We start from the raw sequence: 18,589 nt of genomic DNA, 5'->3' as shown, positions 1-18,589 counted from the left end.
CTTTTTTTATTCCTGTTGTTAAGAATCTATTCTTCTATTTTTACACGAATTCCTTTGCTATGGCTTGAGAACTCTGGGGCATACATGCTCTGAATTGTTGTGATGCCGTTTGATAATTCTCCGGGATTATTGACCCTGATGTCATATTCCAGTACATATTTTCCTTTACTGATGTTGTCAAAGAAGAAATGGGTAGCTGCATCTTTTGTGCTCATGTAGTATCCCAAACCGCCTTGCCATTTATATTCAGAAAGTACATCCACAGGTTCAAAGGCTGCTGCTCTCATGTCTTTCAGATGTATAAAATCCATATCGTCTTTGGCATAAATAACCAATCGGACGGTTACCAAATCTCCAACCTTAAGCGCTTTCTTATTCGTTATTTTCTGGAGCTCTTTGCCTTTATCTGTATTTCCCTTGATGTATAATTCTTTTTCAATTGAAAGCGGACTGTCCTGACTGGACTTTATCTTATCCAAATCTTCAAAATATTGCCAATAAAAGCCTCCATACCCGGGTATGCTACTTTTGTTATTGATGCTTATAGCGGACATGTCTTTAGTGATTTCATCCGCTTTCCAACTCATCTTGATATAGCCGCTCTCCGCCTCTTTTTCATTTTGGGCTAATTTTTTAGTCACGATTTTTTCATCGCCCAGCTTTATGACTGTATTGTCCTTGACAGAAAGCCAATCTTCTCCGTGGAGCAATAAGGCATATATGGCTTCGGTTGTAGCCTTGGTGGTATTCCATGATTTTGTTTGCCGGTTTTTGAGCAACCATACTTTCATCGCTTCAACCGATTTTTTCTCATCCCCAATTTCGCTGAAAGCTTCAATCAATAAGGCTTGTGTTTCAACAGGTGCCTGATACCAATACCAGCCTGCTTTATTGTTAAGCCAATACATTCCGTTTTCTTCGTTATTTATGGCTGTCTCTTTTAAGCTCGTTATTATTTTTTTTGCAGTTTCCTTTTCTCCAAAACGATTTAGTGCCAATGTGGCCATTGCTTTTTGATACAATCCATATTCCATCCAATGTTTCTTTGCGTAGTCAAGGTGTTTTAAGATTGCTTTTTGAAGACTGTCGTTTACTGGATAGGTGTTGGTGTAAAAACTTCTGGCATATAAGTAATGCAAATCATTGTAGATATCATAATTCCAGATTTTGTTTTTCTTTTGATTGATTTCTGCATTTTTGTTTCGGGCTAAAAACTTCTCATCAATAAAAGGAACTGCTTTGGCCGTAATTCGCCTGAATTTCTCAATATTTTGATTTGAGATTTTTAGTTTTTCGAGATGCCCCAGTCCCGTAACAATATGACGTGTAATGTATTCATTATCATTTCCACCGCTAAACCAAGGAAAACCACCACTTGGTGATTGTTTACGGTCTAACTTTTCAAAATTGTCATTGATATCCGTTTTCATTTTTTCTAAATCGAACAACAATGCCAGATTTTTCTTTTGCTGTTCTTCATTCTCGGTGTCTTTTGCCCATGGCGTTTCGGCTAAAATCAGTGATTTTAATTCTTCGTTCTGCTCTAATTTTGAAATCGGATTTCCTGCTTTTTTCCAGGCATCGAAAACGGCCGCAATCTTTGGATTGCCGGTTATAATTTCATTGGCTAAAGTATTGGCGTAATATCTTGAGAAAACCTGTTCGGCACATTCATGTTCATATTCCATCAGGTAAGGCAATGACTTGATGGCATACCAGGCAGGATTTGAAGTATATTCCAGAGTAAGCAAATGGTTTCGCAATGTTGCAGATTGGTTGTTTTTAAAGTTTTCAAAAACATATTCCTTTTTAGTGTTGCCGGGAATCCAAAGCGGTATACTCTCAGTCACCAGCATAGTATTGGTCAGGACAGGAAGTATGTTTTCTTCACCATCTGTAAAATCTCCGGCTTTTGCCAAAATTTTATACTGCACGCCTTGTAATCCTTGTGGTACGAATAATTTCCAGCTTACTGTTGTATTGCCATTTGCCTTGATATTAAAATTTTTGACATTGTCTGAATTCAGCATTTTTGCATCTATTGGCTCCATAGTTACTGCATCAAAAAGTTGTAGTATGGCGATTCCGCTTTTTGGATCGGAAGTGATGTTTGAAATTTTTGACGTAATTACGATGGTATCATTTTCTCTTAAAAAACGAGGGACGTTTGGAAGTACCATCAGGTCTTTTTGGGTAATAATAAAATTTTCCAAATATCCGGAAACTGCTTTTTTAGTATGGGCAAAAAGCCTTAGCTTCCATTGAGTCAGTGCTTCCGGCGATGTGAAACTGAATTTTAGATTTCCTTTACCATCAGTTTGCAATTGAGGAAAAAAGAAAGCCGTTTCTGAAAGGTTTTTTCGGGCTTTTACTCCAGTCAGGGCTTCCAGTGATTTTTTTGTAGTGATTATTACAACACCATTTGAAGCTCTTGAGCCATAAAGTGAAGTCGCCTCATTGCCTTTTAAGAAATTTGCAGAAATAATATCTTTTAGATCAATAGATCGATATTCGTCTTCTCCAACAGGTACACCATCAACAATAAATAATGATGCTTTGCCTGAATTTATTGAGCCATTACCGCGAAGAAAAATGGTAGTATCATAGCCCGGCTCACCACTCCCGGAACCGATATTCAAACCAGAAACCATACCTTGTAAGTTTTGAATTACTGAAGCATTTGATCTTTCTTCAATTACATCAATAGTATTAAAATTTACTGCTGCTAAACTTCTTTTTCTTTTAGTAGTTGCATATCCCGTCACGATAACTTCATTAAGAAATTCATCTCTGGCATCCATGTCAACATCTATGACACTATTATTGATATAGATGAATTTTTCTCTGAACCCAACAAAATTAAATTCAAGGATTTCGCCAAATATGGCCTTTATTTCATATTTTCCGTCATAATCGGTTTGAGTTCCTCTATCTGTTCCTGACACTATAACATTAACTCCGGGTAAAGGCATGCCGTTTTCCATAACAACTCCTGAAATGGTTTTTCCATTAGACAGTACTAACTTTTCTATTAAATATTGCTGATACCGTAAGTCGTTCTGCTCTGATCCCGTAAAATTAAAACCAAACCAGTTTAAGTCATTTCTTTGCGTACTGAATGAATAGTGTTTTTGTTTTAGATTTTTAAGTTCTGTAGTATTTTCACCAATACCTAAAATCTCTATTCTTGGTGTATTGTTGTAATTATAATCATTGAATTTAAAATCCTTATCCCATGCTTTTTTTCCAAATTGATCTAATGAAGCATCATACATAGAAGCTAGGACTTCTGCCATATTTCCTTTTTTGTCTTGATTTTTGATTAAAAAAGACCATGTTTCGCTGTTTCCGGGTTCTATCTTATTTCGAAGATTAATAGTTTCTATAGCAAGATTTTCTTTGTTTTCAGGAAGAGGGACATTTATTTTTTCTTCAAAGATTTGATTTTCCCAAATAAATCGTGTTATTATTTTCAGATCTTTTGTCCAATCTTTTTCTATTGGTATGCGTATTGTTTTTTCATTGCCTTGCAGTTCTATTATCTTATCGAAAATAGAATTACTGTCATAAAAAGCTTTAGTGTCAACATATAATAATGATGTAGCTGTTGATAACTGCAAGTCGATAAAACCGTCTTTTTTAGGATTATTGTTTTTTATTTCTGAAATGAAAAGTTGTTTGTCTGCGACTTCTTTATCAGCGTTATTTATTAAATAGAAATTTGATTTAGTTTCTATATCTTTTCCTGAAACATCTTTTGCGTTGAAAAATAATATATACTTACCCGACTTCCATTGGTTTAGATTTTCTAAGGTTATTTTTTTTGTCGTTTCAGTGTTTATCTTTTTAGAGTAAACCAGTTTGTCTTTTTCCCAGTTTTCAGCATAATCTGCGTCTTTATAAGGATCAGTTGGGAATAATTTCACAAATTCATTCTCAGGAATAGTTTGGATTTCAGGAATTGCCCAAGGGCGTTTTTTTAAAACCCTGTTTGGAGATTTTAATTTGTAAATTTTAATTTCTCCATCTGTCGGAATAAATTGTTCGTTGAGATTCTTACTATTTAAAAGGATTGGTTGTTTTGCCTGAGCATTTATGACCTCAGGAGTGGTAACGGCCAATACTAAAGAATGGTAACCTACTTTTACTTCAGTTTCACTACTTCTGGTTTCTCCATTGACGTCTGTAATAGATGCATATATCCTGTAATTAAAAATAGGGAGTCCTTTTGGGTCAAAGTTTTCAGTTGGAATAGCAGTGAAATCAATTTTAAAGTTTCCATTATCATCTGTTTTCGTTTCACCACTTGCTATTTGTGTAATGTTATAATTCTGGTGAAATCTTTCATAATACCATTCGGAATAGTAGGTACTCCTATTTATTGTATAAGAAACTTTTACGTCGGAAATATTTGAGCCTGCAAAAGCTGTCGCTTTACCCTTGATTTTTACCTTTTGATTTACAATAAAGTTTTCTTTAACAGGATCAAAAATTATTTCGAATTTCGGACGTTTGTATTCTTCTACATTGATATAAATTTCGCTTCTTTGAAATTCAGACATTTCATTATTGAAATGCTCGTCTATAGAAGCAGTAATCAATACATTACCAATCAAAATGTTTTTTGGAATTTGAAACTCCCCAGCGATTGAGCCAAATTCATTAGTTTTTAACCGGGATTTATAAACTTCCTCATCGTTCCTGTTTTTTACTACGATAGTTACATATTTGTCCGGAACAGTGTATGTTTTTTCATTTTTGCTTTCAAACAAAATTCCCTTAAAAAAGATATTTTGCCCAGGTCTGTAAATGGCCCTATCGGTATATAGACTTACTTTGGATTTGATTTTTATTTTCTCACGATCATCTCGCGAATAGTAATATGAATCATGATATTGAGTAAGTGTATCGTTTTTAAATATAGCCTGAATCTTCTTTATGTCTCTTCCGTTTAAATCGTCTTCTTGATTTGTTGTTATTCCAATTTTATTCGTTTTTTTCAAATAAATGCTGTCAATTTTTATACTTACATCTTGAATTGGCTTACCTGTTTTTCTATGTAATACCTGAATCTTTTCCTGCTTTCCGGACCACGAATATGCCATAAGCATTTCAGAAGCATTTAAGATCGTATAAGCGTACTCTGAGTTTTCAGTTATGCTGTCTTTTTGTATATTCATTATCAAAAGATAGGAGCCAATCTCAATTTTCGGAAGAATTATTTCTGTTGTGTATTGAAAATAATCATCTTTTTTTGGCAGTATACTTTCAAATGTTTTATAAGCTTTGTTTTTATTTGCAAAATCGATAAAAAGACTATCGCGATCTGCATAGTTCTTATCTTCTCTCCGACTATCATAATCCCTGTCTTCATCGTATCTGTATGCCCATTCATTCGGGATTTTATATAACGATCCATAAATAGTATCTGCATTTTTGAATTTAACCAATGCTTTGTTTGTTTGGTTTGGTATCAGGTATTTTTCAGTTGTAATGTTTAAGTATTTTTGAGAAATCGACCGTTTAAGTTCTTTTGCCATTAAAAGGTAGGGTTCTTGCTTTTGAGAAATTATTTCCTCGCATATAGTAATTGCCTTCTGGTTGTAATCAGGATGTTTTTCTTTTGAGGCATTTTTATTGTAGACAGTCGCCATTTCATATAAAAAAGCGGCTCTAAGTTGATTGTTTTCCTTTGTAAATTTTTCAAGCTGATCCAAATATTCTTTTGAATCATTTCGGGTGTTGTATATATGTTGAACCCTTTTTAAGATTGTTTTTGAAAGGGCTAATGAGTTATTTTGTAATGCATAACTTCTTTCCAGTTTTTGATAAAAGAAGAGTTTTTTATAAAAAAAACTCTTGATAAGTGGTTCAATTTTAATTTTTTGAAAGACACTGGTTTCACCATATAAGTCTTGAATGTTGTTTTTTAAGAATGAATTTTCTTCTTCAGACAAACCGCCATAATAATAGTATTTTTGCAGGTATTTTTCTGTAAGGAAGTCATATAGGGACTTGTTTAAGTCAGCTTCGTGTTCTGTGAGGGTGAAAATTTCTTTGTAATCATTTAAAGGAGTCTTTAGTAAAATAGCATCGTTTTCAATGCTTTTTTCATAAGCCATATCAATTTCCTTTTTGAAATCGTTAATAGCCCATGTTCTAAAATCAGGGTCAACTATGCTGTCACTGCCTGTCCTGTTTTTTAAATAATAGTTTTTAGCATATAAATAATCCCTTAATAATTGTCCATAGATATAGTTGAAGATTGATTTAGTAGGTATGTCCTTTGCTTGTATTTCTTTCTGAAGATTTTTGATGATTTTATATTGAGCCTCTTCTTCAAGTGTCATCATGAACTTGGATTGATAGATAAAAGTCCTGATTATTTCTGCCTGATCATTTTTCTTTCGGGCTTTGATGTAAATTTTGTTCAATTCCTCTGATGCGGATTTTATTTTTCCGTCGTATTCGTACTCGTATACTTTATTCCAGTTTTTATCAAAACTTTGGGCTGCGATTGATAGAGAAAAGAATAGTGCTAATAATCCAATAATTTTTTTCATAAAGAAGGTTTTTATATAATTAAGGGAGTATAGTTTTTATAAAAAGGTTGGAAGCCTCCAAAAAAATAAAATTGGAGCCGTATTTGTCACCAATATACTACTTTTATTTATTCTCCAAAACACATAAAATCCATCCCGCTATTCCAAATCATTTTCCTATTTTTGGAACACTAAATCAAGTCTGTTGAAACATTTCTTTTTAATCTTATTCTTATTTCCGTTAGCAGTCTTTTCGCAATCAGAATTTGCGAAAGGAGCGCAGTTTTTTGATAAAGGGAATTATGAAAAGGCCAAAGAAATATTTACAGCTCTTTATAAAAAGAACCCTAAAGATGTCAGTGTCATTGAATATCTGGGTGATATCGAAGCACATGCCAAAAAATGGGAGGAGTCTTTAGTATATTATGAAAAGCTAAAAGAATTAAAACCTTCTGAAGCTAATTATTATTATAAATATGGAGGCGCTCTTGGAATGAAAGCTAAAGAGAGCAATAAATTTAAGGCTCTTGGGATGATTGGCGATGTGGAAGATTCTTTTAAAAAAGCTATTGAGCTAAATCCGAAGCATATTGAATCAAGATGGGCATTGGTGGAATTGTACCTGCAACTTCCTGCTATTATTGGAGGCAGTGAAAGAAAGGCGCAAAAGTATGCTGACGAACTAATGACACTGTCTGCTGTTGATGGTTATCTCTCAAAAGGACATATTGCTGAATATTTTAAGAGATATAAAGAAGCAGAAAAAAACTATAAAAAGGCAATTGAAATTGGCAAATCAAAAACAACCTACAAGAAATTAGCCGATTTGTATAAAAATAAAATGAAGCAGCCGGAAAAAGCCAAGGCTGTTTTAGAAGAATATGCTGAAATAAGCAAAACATAATTAATATCCTATCCATATATTTGAATAGATGAGAACACATTTTATAGCCATTGGAGGCAGCGCAATGCACAATCTTGCCATTGCATTACATGAAAAAGGATACCAGGTGACCGGTAGTGATGATGCTGTTTTTGAGCCTTCCAAAACACGTTTGGAAAAAAGAGGACTGCTGCCTGAAGAGTTGGGCTGGTTTCCTGAAAAAATCACTTCAGATATTGATTCGGTTATTTTGGGCATGCATGCCAAAGCTGATAATCCGGAACTTTTAAAAGCACAGGAATTAGGATTAAAGATTTTTTCATATCCAGAGTTTTTATACGAGCAGTCAAAAAATAAGACAAGAGTAGTAATTGGCGGTTCGCATGGAAAAACTACCATTACTTCCATGATTTTGCATGTTATGCATTACCATGGCATCAATGTAGACTATATGGTTGGAGCGCAATTAGAAGGTTTTGATACGATGGTGCATCTAACAGAAGAAAATGATTTTATTGTTCTTGAAGGAGATGAATATTTATCATCTCCAATGGACAGAAGACCAAAATTTCATCTCTATCAGCCCAATATTGCTTTGATTTCAGGAATTGCCTGGGACCATATTAATGTTTTTCCAACCTATGAAAATTATGTGGAACAGTTTGAGATTTTCATTCAAAAAATAACCAACGGAGGGATTCTTGTCTATAACGAAGATGATGCAGAAGTAAAAAGGGTAGCGGAAGCAGCTACGAATCCTATCCGCAAAATTCCATACACAACGCCAAATTATACAGTTGAGAATGGAATAACATTGCTTGAAACTCCGGAAGGAAATATGCCAATTGAGATTTTTGGAGCCCACAACCTGAATAATCTGGCCGGTGCCAAATGGATATGTCAGAATATGGGCGTTGACGAAGCCGATTTTTATGAGGCGATTTCCAGTTTTAAAGGAGCTTCAAAACGTTTGGAGAAAATTGCGGAAAATAAAAACAATGTAGCCTATAAAGATTTTGCACATTCGCCGAGCAAAGTGGCTGCCACTACAAAAGCGGTGAAAGAACAATATCCGGACAGAAAACTGATTGCCTGTCTGGAATTGCATACCTACAGTAGCCTGAATGCTGAATTCCTGAAAGAATATGAAGGAGCCCTTGATGCTGCAGATGTAGCGGTGGTTTTCTATTCGCCGGATGCCGTCAAAATCAAACAACTGGAAGAAGTAACCTATGATCAGATTGCAAAATCATTCAATCGCGAAGACCTGATTATTTACACCAATCCGGCTGCATTTAAAGAATACCTTTTCCACCTTAAATTTGATACGGAGAAAATTGCATTATTGCTAATGAGTTCCGGAAATTATGGAGGACTTAATTTTGATGAGGTAAAAACGCTTCTATAAATAAACTATGATGATTAGCGGAACTGTTATTCCTTTCAGAAAGCAGGTCCGCTTACTTTTTAAATTGGTAGTGTCCTGTTATTTTATATTGGAAAAGGCAATCTTCCAAAACCTGGCCGGCACCAACATTATGCACAATCAGGTTCCGTTTCCCATCAGCTGATTTTCGATTGGTCACAATTCCAATATGGGGCATTTTATCATTGATCATCCAGGTTACCAAATCGCCTGTCTTATAATCTGAAGCTTTATCGGTTACTTCTAAACTTTTACCGAATCGTGTGAAGAAAACCTGAAGATTAGGTACTCTTCTATGGTCAATATTGGGATCTGTTTTTTTGAGTCCCCATTTTTGAGGGTATTTTGAGAAGTTTTTTTTCATGTCTTCATGTACTTCTTTCTGCAGGTCAATCCCCAGTTTTCTGTATGCCCTGATAACAACGTCTGTACAAACGCCTTTTCCTTTCGGTACATCGCCGTTAGGATAGCTGATGGAAAAATAGCCTGGGTCATAGACGACCTTGTCTTTAGTCAGCGTAATTGCCGCATCCGAAAGTTTCTCCGGAAAACTTTTTTCTATAATAGCGGTAATGAAAAGAAAACAGGTAAAAGAGATGAAATATTTCATGGCAGTTATTTTTTAACTATAACGGCAGATGTATGATATATCTTATAATTTCGGTTAAATTTAATAGGGGTATTTTTTTATAGTATATATTCGTATATTCACTTATTAGATTTAATTTCAACGCCATGCAGGGAAAAGAAGCGAAAAAAACAAAAACATTTCCAATCAAGGATTGGGCAAAAGATGACAAACCAAGAGAGAAACTAATGCATAAAGGGCAGGAAGCACTAAGCAATGCAGAGCTTATAGCTATCCTGATACGTACCGGAAATCATACCGAAAGTGCTGTAGACTTGAGCAAGCGAATTTTGGCAGATGCTAAAAGTCTAAATGGGATAGGAAAGCTATCTATTGAAAAGCTCCTCACTTATCACGGCATTGGAGAGGCAAAGGCGATTACAATTCTTGCGGCTGTTGAATTGGGCCGAAGAAGGCGCTCTGAAGAAGCCGTGCCATCGAGGAGAATTGCTACAAGCAGGGTGGTTTTTGAAACGATGCAACCTGTAATAGGTGAACTTGCACATGAAGAATTCTGGATCCTATTTCTTAGTAACTCCAATAGAATTGCTCACAAATGGAGATTGAGTAAAGGTGGAATGACAGGAACCGTAGTGGATGCCCGCCTTGTTTTTAAAATAGCAATTGAGCATAATGCAACAGCAATAATTCTGGCACACAACCATCCTTCAGGGGTATTATATCCAAGTGAATCTGACAGAATAATAACTAAAAAATTAAAAGCAGCAGGAGAAAGCCTCGACATACGGGTTTTTGATCATGTGATAATTACCGAAAATGATTATTACAGCTTTGCAGATAATGGTATTTTATAGATTTGAGAAGTGCAACATCCTTGCAAGGATGTTGCACCAGATCAGGTTCTTATTCCAAACTAAAAGCAAACATGAAGTCACCGGATCCAAAAAAGTACTCTCCTGAAGCGAGATTTTTAACGACTAAGTAATAATAGCCGTCTTTTACTTTTTCAATCGTATAATTAATCTTGTCGAATGAAGTTGATGTGCTGGTTGCTTTTGCTTTCGTGGTAATCAAAACCCTTTTATCTTTTCGGATTTCAAATTTTACTAAATCAAAAACAGAAGTCGGATCGGTTCCGGGATTTACTTTAACAATGAATTTTAAAGTGCTTTTGTTTTTAATGGTAACAGACGATTTGATTCCGTTTAAATAAAAACCGCCCTCCGCACTAAATAATCCTTTGGCCTTTGCCATAGTGTTGTATTGTGATTTCTCCAACTCAATCAGCTCATTTGTGGCGGCATTGAAATAGGCCGGCTTGTCATTAAACTCGGGTAATTTGGTTTGGGCTTTACCATATACAGATGATAACAGCAATAGTAATATGCCAATGTGTCTTTTCATTTTTTTTATATTAAAGGTTCAAAAAAGGCATATTAAAAATTGAAGATGATGGATTATTTTATTTTTGCATCAAATTCCTGGATAATCTTATAATTTTTATCCTTAATAATTATTTTATAAATGCCTTTGTCTAAAATAAGATTTGTCTTTGTTTCCTTATTTAGGATTTCAATAATGTCTGCAGGGACTCCATTTTTTTCGTATTCATTTTTTCGGTAGGCAAGAACCAAAACAGGATATTCGGTAATTTTAGACTTTGGAACCGTATATGTTTTTCGTTTCCCATCTAATAATAACCAATCAGGCCTTTCGTTTTCGTATTCCGTAATAGGATGAATTATCCTGCAATCGGTCTGATCGTTTGTTTCTCCGCCATTAAATAATTTTCCGGCTCCATTGATCAGGATTACCGATTTTTTAGGATTCGCCATCAAGACATAAGGACTGGTGAATTTAATATCACCTTTTTCCGTATAATACACCTGATCAATCGTAAAAGGATCAATATTTGTTTCGTCTTTTAATCGGCCAGCCATAGCTCTTTCCCAACTTTTGCTTGGTGGAATTCCTTCTATTACATGGTCGAAGCCACAATGGATTAAAAATTTTGAATTTGGATTTTCTTTGACTAATCGGGCAATATTAGCAGCCTGTTCAATTTCTCTTTCTTTACCATTTTTTCCATCAGATGCTTCATACTCAAATAAAACAAAACCAATTTTTAATGCTTCGCTTAACATATTTGCCATCTGTGGTTCTTTTACATAAAAACCACTTTCCATGACAGGAAATTTCCGGTCATTTATTTCCGTATCAGCGAGTGCCTCCAAACCAAAGAAGCGATAACCATTATCATACAAACCTTGTAAAAGCGAAGTCGTAAAAATACGGTGCCTGTTGTTATGGTGTGCTTCATTGATGATGATGATTTTCTCGTCTTTTGAGCGATTTATGATATAGTCCTTTGCATTCTTTTGCCTGAAAGAAGTGAAGTACAAACTATCTTCTTTGCTGATTTTTCGTGCAGGTCTTCCGTTCTTATCCCAGGTTTCTAAAGCCTGTTTATAATATCCGTTTATGGAATAATCTGTTGCTCCCATTTGATATTTCCATGCCAGTGTGTCTTTTTCGATTTTGACTGCAATATCTTTTGAAAACTGATAAGTTTCTGTATTGGTTTGTGCTGAAATTTTTAAAGTGAAAAGAAAAACATACTTAAACAATTGCTTCATGATTATTTGGCTTAACTGAATTTATTTTTTCTAAATATATTTTCTTTTACTTAATTATCAGCCATTTCTCTTCCTTAAACAGGATGTTTTTTTGTAAACGTCCTAATAATTAAGGTGTTAAGGAAAAACAAAAGCCAGGCTTTCAAAACTAAATGTACCATTAACGTCCGCAATTTTATTGCTTTGCCTCACAACGTTGTTGTCATAATAGATTTTTAAGCTGGCCGTTTGACCTGCAACACCGGGATTTTGCATTACGGCATTACCGCTAATGCCAATACCCATGACGTTATCAGGATATTCAATTGTTTTGCTCCATGGCAATGAAGTGACTGTTTCAGTCGTGTTTCCGGTGACATTGTTGTTATAAACTACAAATATATGACCGGTAAAGTTGCCCGTTATTTCAAATTTTGCAGTTTTAACCGGTGTGGGTGTAGGTATTGGGTTGCCGTCGCCATCGTCACTGCTACAGGAAACAGTAATGGCAATTAATAAGATGGAAAAAAATGTTTTTATTGTTTTCATAGTTTTTGTTTTTTAGAGATGGTACTTTTAATTTAACAGATAAGTAATGCCAATTTTTCCTCCTGTTGTAACATTTCCACTTCGGAGCTCCAGATTTACAGCAAATCTCTCATTAAAGAAATACCTTCCGCCAATTTGAATCCCAACTCCAAAAGGTTCGTCATTAACCAGATAAGTGTTGGTTTCCGAATCTTTGAATTTCCAGTTATAGTAATTTAAATTAAGCCCGGCATAAACATCCCATTCATTCGGGATTTTCAGCAATTCATTAAAATGATAATTCCCGTTGGCCTGCAAACCTATTATGGTACTTTTAATGCCATAGGTAGTATAAGACTGATAGGACGCCTCAACTCCTACAGTAATTGGATTCGAAATCGTGTAATCAGCACCAACATAAACAGGCGTCGACCAGTTAGATGTCCCAAAGCCGGCGTTTAATTGAATTTTGCCTTTTTCAAGCGAAGATTGCGCGAATGCAGAAAGAGTGAGCAAAAGCACGGATAAATTGATAAGCTTTTTCATTTAATTTTTTTAATTGATTAGATGGTTATTAGATGTCAGACAAATTTATAGAGGAGGTTTAATTTGCTTCTAATCATAAAAAGGTATATATGATTACCTGAAATCAGGTAATTTTCTGCCTTTTATTCAGAATCCGAATAATGGTCGTTACATTTGTGGCTTATCTCTACAAAATGAAGCGATTGCATCTTGTTTTCCTCCTGTTTGCTACCTGTCTGGGACATGCTCAAAATAACAGCACATTAAATGATTATGAGGTTACAATTGATAGCCTGAAAAATGCAATTTCTACCAGTAAATCAGATAGCCTCCGTTGCATTATGAATTACAGGCTGGCTTATATTTATACTAAAAATGTAGATAAGAAAGAGTTGGGAAAGATTCATTTAAAAAAGGCCAATGAATTAGTAAAAAACAATAGTTATTTAAAAGACCTTTCCTATTATTATAATTCGCTTTTTTTTAGCCTGACAAAAGAGAATCTGCAGAAGTTCCGAAAAGCAGACGAAGCCTTAAAAAAATACAACAGCAGGGAAATATACATATTAAGGTCTAAAATACTTTTTAATATAGGACTCCTGTATCAGCGGGAAAATGAACCCTTACAAACAATAGAGGTTTTGGTGAAGGAAGCGATTCCGGTAGCAAAGAAAAGCAAGGATAGCCAGGAACTGTCTAATCTATATAAATTAATTGCCGTTGTTTTTTATAATAATGAAGATATTGCCAAAACAAAATATTATCTGGATCTGTCAATCAATACTTTGGAACAGGGAAAGAGCAAAAAGAACAGATACAATGAGGATTTAATAGAATTGTATTTGTTTAATGTTGAGGTTTTATCTGTTCAGAAAAAAACGAATGAAGCTTTTGAATATTTGCAAAAAGCTGAAGATTTGTTGAAATCCTATCCGTTGAAATCGTTATATATTGAATATTATTTTGCAAAAGGGAGTTTGAATCAGGAGATTAAAAACTATGAGCAGGCTATTTCGGATTATGATAATGGTATAAAGTTGTCAAAACTGAATAAGGATTCTGCTCTGGAACAAAGATTCAAACTCATGAAATATGAGGTCTTTATTCTTCAAAATAAAATTGAAAGTGCTAAAGATTTGCTGCTGGACGTTTTTAAAACCGGTGGAATGAATATTAAGGATAGGGCCTATTATTCATATGAACTGTCTAAAATTTACCGGAAATTAAATGATTTTGAAAAGGCTTATGTCTATAATGAGCAATACATTCAATTAAAGGATAGCCTGAGTCAAATGTTTGAGGCTGAAAAAATAGCAGACATTGAGGCCAAATACAATAAATTGGAAAATGAAAATAAGATAAAAGAGCTAACCATCGAAAAACAGGCAACATTATTAAATCAGAGAAAAAATATGCTCTTCCTTTTATTGCTGTCTTTTGCTCTCGTATGCGTATTGATTTTCGCTTATTTTATTTGGAAGAATTTAAAAAACCAAAAGAAAATAACAGCCCAAAAAGAAATTAACCATTTTCAGAAGCTAAATAATTTAAAAAGGGAAAAAGAAATTGAAATCATGCAAACCATGATTAATGTAGAAGAAGCTGAAAGAAAAAGGGTAGCCCGGGACTTGCATGATAGTATTGGCAGTAAGCTGTCGGCTTTGAAAATTATATTTGCAAATACACAAAACAAAAACGATTATAATGATAGCAGAATCAATACTATTTTAGAAACGTCCATAGCTGAGTTAAGGCAGATTTCATACAATTTGGTTCCCGAATCTCTGCTGAAATTAGGTTTGGAAAAAGCCCTTGGCGATTTGTGTTTTACATTGCGTTCTGATACTGTTTCAATTGAATTTCATTCGTATGAAATTGATAATTCAATGCCGCTCACTACGCAAACAAATATTTTTAGAATCGTTCAGGAATTATTAAACAATGCGCTAAAACATTCAAAAGCCACTCAGATTTTAGTTTCTTGCAGCCAGAATGGCAACCGGTTTTATATTTCAATAGAAGATAATGGAGTTGGTTTTGATATTTCAGGGATTGAAGAAAACCAGGGACTTGGAATCAAAAATATAAAAAGCAGAATAGAACTTTTACATGGAAGCCTTGACTGTGAAAGTAGTTCCGGAGGAACTTCCTATAATATAGAACTTGATGTCTGACAGACTATGGAAAATAAAAAATTGAATATTGCCATTTTAGATGACCACCCTTTGATTATTGAGGGGTTGACAACACTTTTTTCAAACCACACAGAATTTAATCTGCTGGGTGGTTTTAACCAAAGTGAAGAACTGTTTGGTTTTGAAGAAATTGACAAAATTGATGTACTGCTGTTGGATATTTTCTTTGGAAATAATAACGGAATCGATATTTGTTTTGATTTGAAAAAGAAATATCCTAAAATGATTATATTGGGAATTAGCAGTCAGGCGGAAAGAAGTATTGTATTACAGATGATCAAACAGGGTGCCTCCGGTTATTTATTAAAAACAGCCAAAAATGATGAATATATCCATTGCATAAAAGAGGCGGCAAAAGGGAAAATTGTATTTGGAAAAGAAGTACAGGCTACGTTGGATAAAATACAGATAGCTGATTTAAAATCGATTCCGAGGCTGACCAAAAGAGAAAAAGAAATATTGGCTTTATTAATAAAAGGGAAATCTACACAAGAAATCTCAGAAGAGTTGTTTTTAAGTTTTTTAACCATACAAACCCACAGAAGAAACTTGCTTCAAAAGTTTGATGTCAAAAATTCTCTCGAACTAATCAATTTTGCCAATGAGAATGGACTTCTTAATGACCCTTATTTTCCACCTAATTTTAGCTGACGTTTCAATTTAGAACCCCATTTCTTGTCTGATGTTTCGGATAATTCTGAAAATTGCATTTCTGTCATTACATTAACCTTCTAAGCAGGAGCAACTTTGATTGTTTCGTTTCATTCACTTTTCAAGGCTATATTTTATAAGTTTGGCTTAACAATTTATATTAAAGTATTTCAGTATCTTGCAGGCACTTGCAGAAATGACTTTAGTTATGATTCAGACTAAAAATCTGGCTTTTTCTTATAATGGGAAAGCAAATTTTAATTTTCCTGATATTTCCTTAAATAGCGGCGAGGTACTTTTGATTACCGGCGGCTCCGGAAAAGGAAAAACAACATTGCTTCACCTTTTGGGTGGGTTGCTGAAAGCCCAATCAGGTTCTATCCGTATAGGCGATGTCAATATCGAAACCCTGTCCAATAAGAACCTGGACAAATTCAGAGGCAAAAATATTGGGTTAATACTCCAGCAATCCCATTTTGTAGAGGCATTTTCTGTGTTTGAAAATGTTGTTCTTTCTTCCTGGCTGGCAACCGGACGAAAAGCAGACGAAAAAGCAAAATTACTTTTGGCAGAACTGGGACTGTCGGATCAAATACACAAGCTTACATCACGTTTGAGTATTGGGCAGCAGCAAAGAGTTTCCATAGCCAGAGCTTTGGTGAATGAGCCCCAATTGCTTTTGGCAGACGAACCCACGTCAAGCCTTGATGATGAGAATGCCTATAAGGTAGCCGACCTGCTTTCGCAATTGTCAAAAGAATATGGTGCGGCACTCATTATTGTTACGCACGACCAAAGACTAAAAGATCGTTTTTCTAATCAAATTACATTAGCATGATTGGCAGATTAGCCTGGAAAAATATTTGGTTCAAACCCTTGAATACCATTTTGAGTATTATTTTGCTGACGGCAAGTGTTGCCATAATTTCATTGTTAATTCTGCTTCAGGAACAATTTGAAAAGCAATTTTCAAGTAATATTGATGGTGTTGATGTTGTTTTGGGGGCACAGGGAAGTCCGTTGCAGCTTATTCTTTCCTCAGTATATCAGGTTGATGCGCCAACAGGCAATATTAGTTACAGCGAAGCAAAAACATGGATGAAGCATCCTTTTGTAAAAAGCGCCATACCTTTGGCTTTTGGAGATAATTACAGGGGATTTAAAATTGTAGGAACAACACCCGCCTATCTCGATAAATTTGGGGCAACTGTCTCTCAGGGAAAGATATTTCAATCCGATTTTGAAGTTGTTATCGGTGCCGAAATTGCAAAAAAACTAAATATAAAAGTAGGAGATAAGTTTTTCGGGTCGCATGGAGATGCGGCCGAAGGTGAGATTCATGAAGAATTTGCATATAAAGTCAGCGGCATTGCAAGCCCTACCGGAAAAGTAATCGACAATCTTATTTTGTGCAACATCCCTAGTGTATGGGCTATGCATGAAAACCACGAGCATGCAGACGAAAATCCGGAACATGGAGAAGAAGGACATATTCACTTTGAAGGCGATGAACACGAACATCACAATCACGAAGCAGCAACGTCGGTATCTGAAGAAGGGAAAGAAATAACTGCCGTATTGATAAAATTCAGGAATAAAATGGGTTTTGTGACCTGGCCGAGATTGATTGCCCAGAATACAAAAATGCAGGCAGCTTCTCCTGCAATCGAAATCAACAGGCTGTTTTCCTTATTCGGGATAGGACTTCAGGCTTTACAGTATCTGGCATACGGAATCATGCTTATATCCGGAATCAGTATTTTTATAGCGCTTTATACAACATTGAAAGAACGGAAATACGAATTCGCCCTCCTGAGGGTTGGCGGAGCCAGTCGATTACAATTGCTTAGCCTGGTGATGTTTGAAAGCATATTGCTTTGCTTTGTCGGATTTATTTTCGGCACTATTGTTGGAAGGATTGCATTGTTTTTAATTTCTTCTTCAACAGATGAGGAATATAAAATGACTTTTGATCCATTTGCTTTTGTTTGGAAGAAAGAAGGAATTTTATTTATAGTAACTATCTTTGTAGGAGTATTGGCGGCAGCAATTCCTGCCATAAAAGCATACCGATTGAATATTTCAAAAACTTTAGCAAATGCGTAAGACTTATTTTTTCATAGCGCTTTTTCTTTTTTTAGGCGCAATTTATATGAATGTAAAGGGAAGAGAATCAGATTCATTTTCAGTGCAGCAGGCAGGTTTTTTGCCAAAAGCAGGAGCTTTTTCTAAATCGGAAGCAAAATCTCTTATTGTGACCGATACTTTAAACTGGAAATTGCTGGGGGCTATCAAGTTTGTAAAAAAAACAACCAAGGATTATCCAGAAGGTGTCATGTACCCGATAATCAATTCCACCTTAAAGACAAAAAACAAAAAGAGGATTGCCATGTCAGGCTTCATTGTGCCGATAGACAATACCACCTATGCACTCAGCAAAAATGTTTTTGCAGCCTGCTTTTTCTGCGGACAGGCAGGGCCGGAAACCATTATGGGAATAAAGTTCAGGGGAGGTACTCCAAAGTTGAAAACGGATCAGTATGTAACTTTGGAAGGCAATTTCCGTATAAATGAAAATGATGTAGAAGATTGGATCTATCATATTGAAGATGCCGTAATTGTAAAAGGAAAATAA

14 protein-coding genes are annotated in these 18,589 nt (G+C 35.0%); 8 read left to right on the top strand and 6 right to left on the bottom strand.

Annotated elements, in window-relative coordinates; all coding sequences use genetic code 11:
• Positions 1-26 precede the first annotated feature (26 nt).
• The gene (locus B0G92_RS15250; protein ID WP_101472866.1) at positions 27-6,563 is read right to left on the bottom strand and encodes an alpha-2-macroglobulin family protein; all 6,537 of its coding nucleotides are present in this window, start codon (positions 6,561-6,563) and stop codon (positions 27-29) included.
• A gap of 184 nt (positions 6,564-6,747) precedes the next feature.
• Between B0G92_RS15250 and B0G92_RS15245 the strand changes: the two genes are divergently transcribed.
• Together B0G92_RS15245 and B0G92_RS15240 are read left to right on the top strand one after the other, a co-directional pair.
• The gene (locus B0G92_RS15245; protein WP_101472865.1) at positions 6,748-7,446 is read left to right on the top strand and encodes a tetratricopeptide repeat protein; all 699 of its coding nucleotides are present in this window, start codon (positions 6,748-6,750) and stop codon (positions 7,444-7,446) included.
• Between the two features lie 28 nt (positions 7,447-7,474).
• Positions 7,475-8,833: a UDP-N-acetylmuramate--L-alanine ligase gene (locus B0G92_RS15240; RefSeq protein ID WP_101472864.1), complete on the top strand. Its 1,359-nt coding sequence runs from the start codon at positions 7,475-7,477 to the stop codon at positions 8,831-8,833.
• Positions 8,834-8,885: 52 nt separating this feature from the next.
• Here B0G92_RS15240 and B0G92_RS15235 read toward each other — a convergent pair whose 3' ends face one another.
• Positions 8,886-9,461, bottom strand: a complete 576-nt coding sequence (locus tag B0G92_RS15235) for a DUF1287 domain-containing protein (RefSeq protein WP_101472863.1) — start codon at positions 9,459-9,461, stop codon at positions 8,886-8,888.
• A gap of 125 nt (positions 9,462-9,586) precedes the next feature.
• On the opposite strand from B0G92_RS15235, the gene radC reads away from it, so the two are divergent.
• Complete coding sequence (gene radC, locus B0G92_RS15230) at positions 9,587-10,294, top strand: RadC family protein (protein WP_056068877.1); 708 nt, start codon at positions 9,587-9,589, stop codon at positions 10,292-10,294.
• Between the two features lie 49 nt (positions 10,295-10,343).
• Here the strand turns inward: radC and B0G92_RS15225 are convergent, their stop codons facing one another.
• The 4 genes from B0G92_RS15225 to B0G92_RS15210 all read right to left on the bottom strand — a co-directional run bounded on the left by B0G92_RS15225 (position 10,344) and on the right by B0G92_RS15210 (position 13,129).
• Complete coding sequence (locus tag B0G92_RS15225; RefSeq protein ID WP_056068875.1) at positions 10,344-10,844, bottom strand: hypothetical protein; 501 nt, start codon at positions 10,842-10,844, stop codon at positions 10,344-10,346.
• Between the two features lie 53 nt (positions 10,845-10,897).
• Positions 10,898-12,076 (bottom strand): hypothetical protein, encoded by a 1,179-nt coding sequence (locus tag B0G92_RS15220; RefSeq protein WP_101472862.1) that lies wholly within the window; start codon positions 12,074-12,076, stop codon positions 10,898-10,900.
• Positions 12,077-12,193: 117 nt separating this feature from the next.
• Positions 12,194-12,604 (bottom strand): hypothetical protein, encoded by a 411-nt coding sequence (locus tag B0G92_RS15215; RefSeq protein ID WP_101472861.1) that lies wholly within the window; start codon positions 12,602-12,604, stop codon positions 12,194-12,196.
• A 27-nt stretch (positions 12,605-12,631) separates the two neighbouring features.
• Positions 12,632-13,129: an outer membrane beta-barrel protein gene (locus tag B0G92_RS15210; RefSeq protein WP_101472860.1), complete on the bottom strand. Its 498-nt coding sequence runs from the start codon at positions 13,127-13,129 to the stop codon at positions 12,632-12,634.
• A 140-nt stretch (positions 13,130-13,269) separates the two neighbouring features.
• On the opposite strand from B0G92_RS15210, the gene B0G92_RS15205 reads away from it, so the two are divergent.
• The 5 genes from B0G92_RS15205 (at position 13,270) to B0G92_RS15185 (ending at position 18,589) form a co-directional block, all read left to right on the top strand.
• Positions 13,270-15,282, top strand: a complete 2,013-nt coding sequence (locus B0G92_RS15205; RefSeq protein WP_101472859.1) for a tetratricopeptide repeat-containing sensor histidine kinase — start codon at positions 13,270-13,272, stop codon at positions 15,280-15,282.
• Positions 15,283-15,288: 6 nt separating this feature from the next.
• A complete protein-coding gene (locus B0G92_RS15200) occupies positions 15,289-15,954 on the top strand; it encodes a LuxR C-terminal-related transcriptional regulator (protein WP_101472858.1) in 666 nt (221 codons plus the stop codon).
• 208 nt (positions 15,955-16,162) lie between these two features.
• Positions 16,163-16,792 (top strand): ABC transporter ATP-binding protein, encoded by a 630-nt coding sequence (locus B0G92_RS15195; RefSeq protein WP_056069097.1) that lies wholly within the window; start codon positions 16,163-16,165, stop codon positions 16,790-16,792.
• The gene (locus tag B0G92_RS15190; RefSeq protein WP_101472857.1) at positions 16,789-18,060 is read left to right on the top strand and encodes an ABC transporter permease; all 1,272 of its coding nucleotides are present in this window, start codon (positions 16,789-16,791) and stop codon (positions 18,058-18,060) included. The genes B0G92_RS15195 and B0G92_RS15190 overlap by 4 nt, the downstream gene beginning before the upstream one ends.
• The gene (locus tag B0G92_RS15185; protein ID WP_245867904.1) at positions 18,053-18,589 is read left to right on the top strand and encodes a hypothetical protein; all 537 of its coding nucleotides are present in this window, start codon (positions 18,053-18,055) and stop codon (positions 18,587-18,589) included. Before B0G92_RS15190 ends, B0G92_RS15185 begins: the two co-directional genes overlap by 8 nt.

Origin of the sequence: Flavobacterium lindanitolerans, assembly GCF_002846575.1 — a bacterium.
Classification (GTDB): Bacteria; Bacteroidota; Bacteroidia; order Flavobacteriales; family Flavobacteriaceae; genus Flavobacterium; species Flavobacterium lindanitolerans.
The sequence above is the reverse complement of the archived record's forward strand: the minus strand, read 5'-3'. Positions and strand labels throughout refer to the sequence as shown.

What these genes read in the sequence shown, in the direction of transcription:
- B0G92_RS15250 (WP_101472866.1), bottom strand. Translation starts at nt 6,563, where the DNA reads ATGAAAAAAATTATTGGATTATTAGCACTATTCTTTTCTCTATCAATC.
- B0G92_RS15240 (WP_101472864.1), top strand. Translation starts at nt 7,475, where the DNA reads ATGAGAACACATTTTATAGCCATTGGAGGCAGCGCAATGCACAATCTT.
- B0G92_RS15235 (WP_101472863.1), bottom strand. Translation starts at nt 9,461, where the DNA reads ATGAAATATTTCATCTCTTTTACCTGTTTTCTTTTCATTACCGCTATT.
- radC (WP_056068877.1), top strand. Translation starts at nt 9,587, where the DNA reads ATGCAGGGAAAAGAAGCGAAAAAAACAAAAACATTTCCAATCAAGGAT.
- B0G92_RS15225 (WP_056068875.1), bottom strand. Translation starts at nt 10,844, where the DNA reads ATGAAAAGACACATTGGCATATTACTATTGCTGTTATCATCTGTATAT.
- B0G92_RS15220 (WP_101472862.1), bottom strand. Translation starts at nt 12,076, where the DNA reads ATGAAGCAATTGTTTAAGTATGTTTTTCTTTTCACTTTAAAAATTTCA.
- B0G92_RS15215 (WP_101472861.1), bottom strand. Translation starts at nt 12,604, where the DNA reads ATGAAAACAATAAAAACATTTTTTTCCATCTTATTAATTGCCATTACT.
- B0G92_RS15210 (WP_101472860.1), bottom strand. Translation starts at nt 13,129, where the DNA reads ATGAAAAAGCTTATCAATTTATCCGTGCTTTTGCTCACTCTTTCTGCA.
- B0G92_RS15205 (WP_101472859.1), top strand. Translation starts at nt 13,270, where the DNA reads ATGGTCGTTACATTTGTGGCTTATCTCTACAAAATGAAGCGATTGCAT.
- B0G92_RS15200 (WP_101472858.1), top strand. Translation starts at nt 15,289, where the DNA reads ATGGAAAATAAAAAATTGAATATTGCCATTTTAGATGACCACCCTTTG.
- B0G92_RS15195 (WP_056069097.1), top strand. Translation starts at nt 16,163, where the DNA reads ATGATTCAGACTAAAAATCTGGCTTTTTCTTATAATGGGAAAGCAAAT.
- B0G92_RS15190 (WP_101472857.1), top strand. Translation starts at nt 16,789, where the DNA reads ATGATTGGCAGATTAGCCTGGAAAAATATTTGGTTCAAACCCTTGAAT.
- B0G92_RS15185 (WP_245867904.1), top strand. Translation starts at nt 18,053, where the DNA reads ATGCGTAAGACTTATTTTTTCATAGCGCTTTTTCTTTTTTTAGGCGCA.